This is a genomic window from Streptomyces incanus, from assembly GCF_042656345.1.
In the GTDB taxonomy this organism is placed as follows: domain Bacteria; phylum Actinomycetota; class Actinomycetes; order Streptomycetales; family Streptomycetaceae; genus Streptomyces; species Streptomyces incanus.
Genome location: NZ_JBHSPC010000062.1, coordinates 1 through 3,455 on the forward strand (window position 1 = coordinate 1; position 3,455 = coordinate 3,455).

A 3,455-nucleotide genomic window follows, 5' to 3' on the forward strand; every position below is an offset into this window, starting at 1 on the left:
AACGATCCACACCGGATGTCGCCGGGAACATCCGTTCCCCGCCTCACCCTCGGTGGCCGCACCGTCCGGCTCCGCCGGAACGCCACCGCGACGCTCCGCGCCGCAGTCACACGATTCGCTTCACCCCCGGCCTGAAGGCCGGAGCACTGCAAATGAAACCCGTAGCTGTTCTTCCGACGCTCGGCGTCGAAATCGACGATCGTGAGATCCGGCGCGGCGTCGTTCTCCCCGGGAAAGGTGATGAGCACATCACCGAAGACATGCTCTCGCGCGATACCGGAGGCCTTGACCGCATCCTTGACGTCGGAAACGGTCCAGTCCTGCTCCGGGCTCTGTGGCGTCATGATCACCCTGCCGTCGAACACCTCGACCTTGTATCTCTCGGGGATCGCACCCTGCTCGATCAGTTTGCTCATCACAGACACGGCAGCTCACCCCTACCCGCATTATGGCTGGCCGGGGCGGAACCGACCGTGCTTTCGCCCTGCCGGAGCCGACCATTCCTGATCCTGGTCACTGCGTGGCATGCGATCACTCACCGACGGACACCTTCGGCTCCGGCAGCGGATCATCCCCAAGGCCCCTGGCCGTACACGGTGACGATCACCCTGCGCCCACGAAGCACCCGGCAGCGCGCCGCACCGTCAGACAGGATTCCTCATACTCCATTACAAGGTCACGGTCCTGCGAGAGACCGGTCCCGGGCACGTCCTCACTGCGGCCCGCACCCACCGGGTCATCCGGATCCGCGAACGCCGGGGCATCCCCGTCCTCGCCGGCCACGCCTGCATCGGAGCCGACCCTTGGGTGACCATACTGGTCAGACGCCCGCCCTGCCGATAACTCACACCGACCCGGCGGACGATGAACCGGGCGTTGCCGGTGGCACGAGCACCGGTCGAACGGAGTGCCGCAGGACTCAAGTCCTGGCGGATCTTCCGCAGGCCCCGATGCAGCCTGAACCGCCCATCGTCACTCTTCGCCGTCCTCACTCTGGAGCGTCAGCGCTGAGAATGCTCAGTCTCCCGTCGTACGCGCCCATCGACCTTCCCGGAAGCCGTCATTTCCCCTATTTCCTCAGGTAGTTCGCTGTGGCGAAACCGAGAACACCACCGATATCGTCAGTTCCCTTGATTGAACTTCCGTCTCACGGGGAGCCCACTGTGAAGCGCCGCCCTTTGCCCGTTGCTGCCGCGTTCGCCGCCGCCGCAACCCTGCTACTGACCGCCTGCGGAGGCGGGGACGACAACGGGAAGGCCGCTGACAAGATCGCCGGGGCCGACCAGCGCACAGAGACGCCGACGAAGTCTGCGGATCCCTCGGGAGCACCGGCGGAGGACAAGCCGGACGGCGTGGACGTGTCCCTGCCCGCGGACATGAACCTGGTCTTCGACTGGGAGAAGCCGAAGGACGAGAACGAGGCGGCTGCCATGTCCGACGCGGCCAACTTCTTCCGAGCCATCTACCGGGGCATCGACAAGCGCACGACCAAGGACGCATCTGTGGTCGCCTACTCGACAGGCGATGGCCTGAAGTACGCGAAGACACAGATCGACGCCTGGATCGACGGCGGCTGGACCGCCACCGGCACACTGCGCCACTACGACGTCGCCACTCGGTCCGCCGCGAACGGCACGTCGGTGGAGGTGGCGTTCTGTGCGGACTCGGGCAAGTTCTACGGCAAGGAAATCAAAACCGAGAAGGTCCTCGAGACCGAGCCCAGCATCGAGGACTTCGACTACTACAAGATCATCATGGTCAAGTACCCCACCGGAGACGGCCTGTGGCAGGCGTCCAAGGTGTTTGTCGAGACGAAGGCGGCGAAGTGCCAGTGAGGGGGGCGCTTCGCACATTCATCGGCACCGCGACACTGACGCTGGTCCTCAGCACCCTCGTCCTCACTGAACCCGCTTACGCCGCGAAACCGGTGGGTTCCGATAAGGGAGCCAGTACGGAGCAGTCTGGCGGGGGCAACGACACCGGCATCTACGCCGCCGCACGCATCCAGTACTCCGGCTCCGTCGCCAAGAACGGCAGTACGGGAAACGTGACGTCCTCCGACGTCACCTGGGCTCCACCACCCTGCTGGTACGCCCCCTACCTCGGTGCCAAGGACTTCAAGAAGAAGATGTCCAAGGACATCGAGAACGCCGCGAGCGCACCCGGCATGACTGGGCACGCAGGCTCGGCGATCGGCGAGACGAAGCGCCACTACGAGGACGAGTACGGCTGGACCGACACCCCCGGCTACAAGGACTACAACGTCGAGAAGGACGGCGAGGGGATGTTCTGGGCCGGTGTCGAGAATCCCAACGAGCCCGACGTACTCAAGCGGAGTTCCTGCACCGACCTCCCCTTCTGGGTCGACAACGGCGAGGCCCCGCCGCCCCGGTACGAGGAGGCCATCACCCCGGAGATACTCGCCGCCCTCGCCTACCAGCACATGCAGCTTCCCGACACCGAGGTAAGCCTCGCCCCCGAAGAGACCACCAAGGTGAATCTGCCGACCTGGGCCTGGCTCGACAGAGCCGTCTTCGACGAGGTCCAGGCCACGGCGGCCCTCAACGTCCCCGGCTTCGCCCTCCAGGCCACGACGACCGCCAAGCCGGTGTCCCTCACACTGAAGCCGGGCACCGAGGACGCCGAGACCTACCCGGCCTCCGGCGAGTGCACCATCAACGCCGACGACTCCATCGGTGAGCCCTACGCCAAGGGCAAGGCCGACCAAACCCCGCCCTGCGGAATCAAGTACCTCCGCTCCTCCGGCGACGGCACCTACAAGATGCAGGCCACCATCACCTGGGAGATCGCCTGGACCGGCACCGGCGGCGCCGGCGGCGACCTGCCCGACGGCACCTTCGGCAACGACCAGGCGGTCACCGTCCAGGAGATCCAGTCCATCAACCGCTGATCAGCGCTCCGGCACATTGCGCGCAGGGGAGTAACCCAAGTGGCGGGCGGGATCAGACCCGGCATCTGACGGATTGCCGGCTGCACCTGCTCTGGATTTTGTTCAAGAACCCCGTGCCCAGTAGGCGTCCGCCACTCCTGACCCGCGATCTGGCCACGGGCTGGGCCATCGCACTGCCAAGTCTCATGACGTCCTTCTGCCGGGGATAATTGGCGCCCCGCTGTTCACCCTGCTGGTCGGCGCGACGTGGGTCGCCGAGAGGATGCGGGACCGCAATGCCACTTCATGAGTGGTTCTCCACGCCGCTCTCACCCTCGGAGCCGGATTCGTGGACGGGCGGGACTGACAGATCCAGCTCGGCCCACTCCAGCGCGACGTCGGCCGTCGCAGACAGGCGGGTTCATGCGCCGCACATCTTCGTGGCAGAGATTGAATGTCCTGACACCGTGAGCGCTGGGTGCAGCAGCAGCGATTCTGCAAGCCGCCTAGGGCCTGTGTGAGGTCGTGATCAGCAGGTCGTCGGTATGAGGTCGTTGATCCAGAT

The 3,455-nt window shown here is 65.4% G+C and carries 3 protein-coding genes and 1 pseudogene; 3 read left to right on the top strand and 1 reads right to left on the bottom strand.

The features are described from left to right. On the bottom strand, nucleotides 1–416 hold a 416-nt coding region (locus ACFP2V_RS20795; protein ID WP_465269207.1), incomplete at its 3' end, for a PDDEXK family nuclease. Nucleotides 417–696: 280 nt separating this feature from the next. On the opposite strand from ACFP2V_RS20795, the pseudogene ACFP2V_RS20800 reads away from it, so the two are divergent. The 3 genes and pseudogenes from ACFP2V_RS20800 to ACFP2V_RS20810 form a co-directional block, all read left to right on the top strand. Further along, nucleotides 697–1,011 (top strand): annotated as a pseudogene (locus ACFP2V_RS20800) (IS5/IS1182 family transposase); the annotation flags it as partial. Between the two features lie 152 nt (nucleotides 1,012–1,163). Next, a complete protein-coding gene (locus tag ACFP2V_RS20805; protein ID WP_381214421.1) occupies nucleotides 1,164–1,835 on the top strand; it encodes a hypothetical protein in 672 nt (223 codons plus the stop codon). Then, nucleotides 1,832–2,911 carry a hypothetical protein gene (locus ACFP2V_RS20810; RefSeq protein ID WP_381214423.1) on the top strand — a complete coding sequence of 360 codons (1,080 nt, stop codon included), beginning with the start codon at nucleotides 1,832–1,834 and terminating at the stop codon, nucleotides 2,909–2,911. The genes ACFP2V_RS20805 and ACFP2V_RS20810 overlap by 4 nt, the downstream gene beginning before the upstream one ends. The last annotated feature ends 544 nt before the right edge of the window (nucleotides 2,912–3,455 follow it).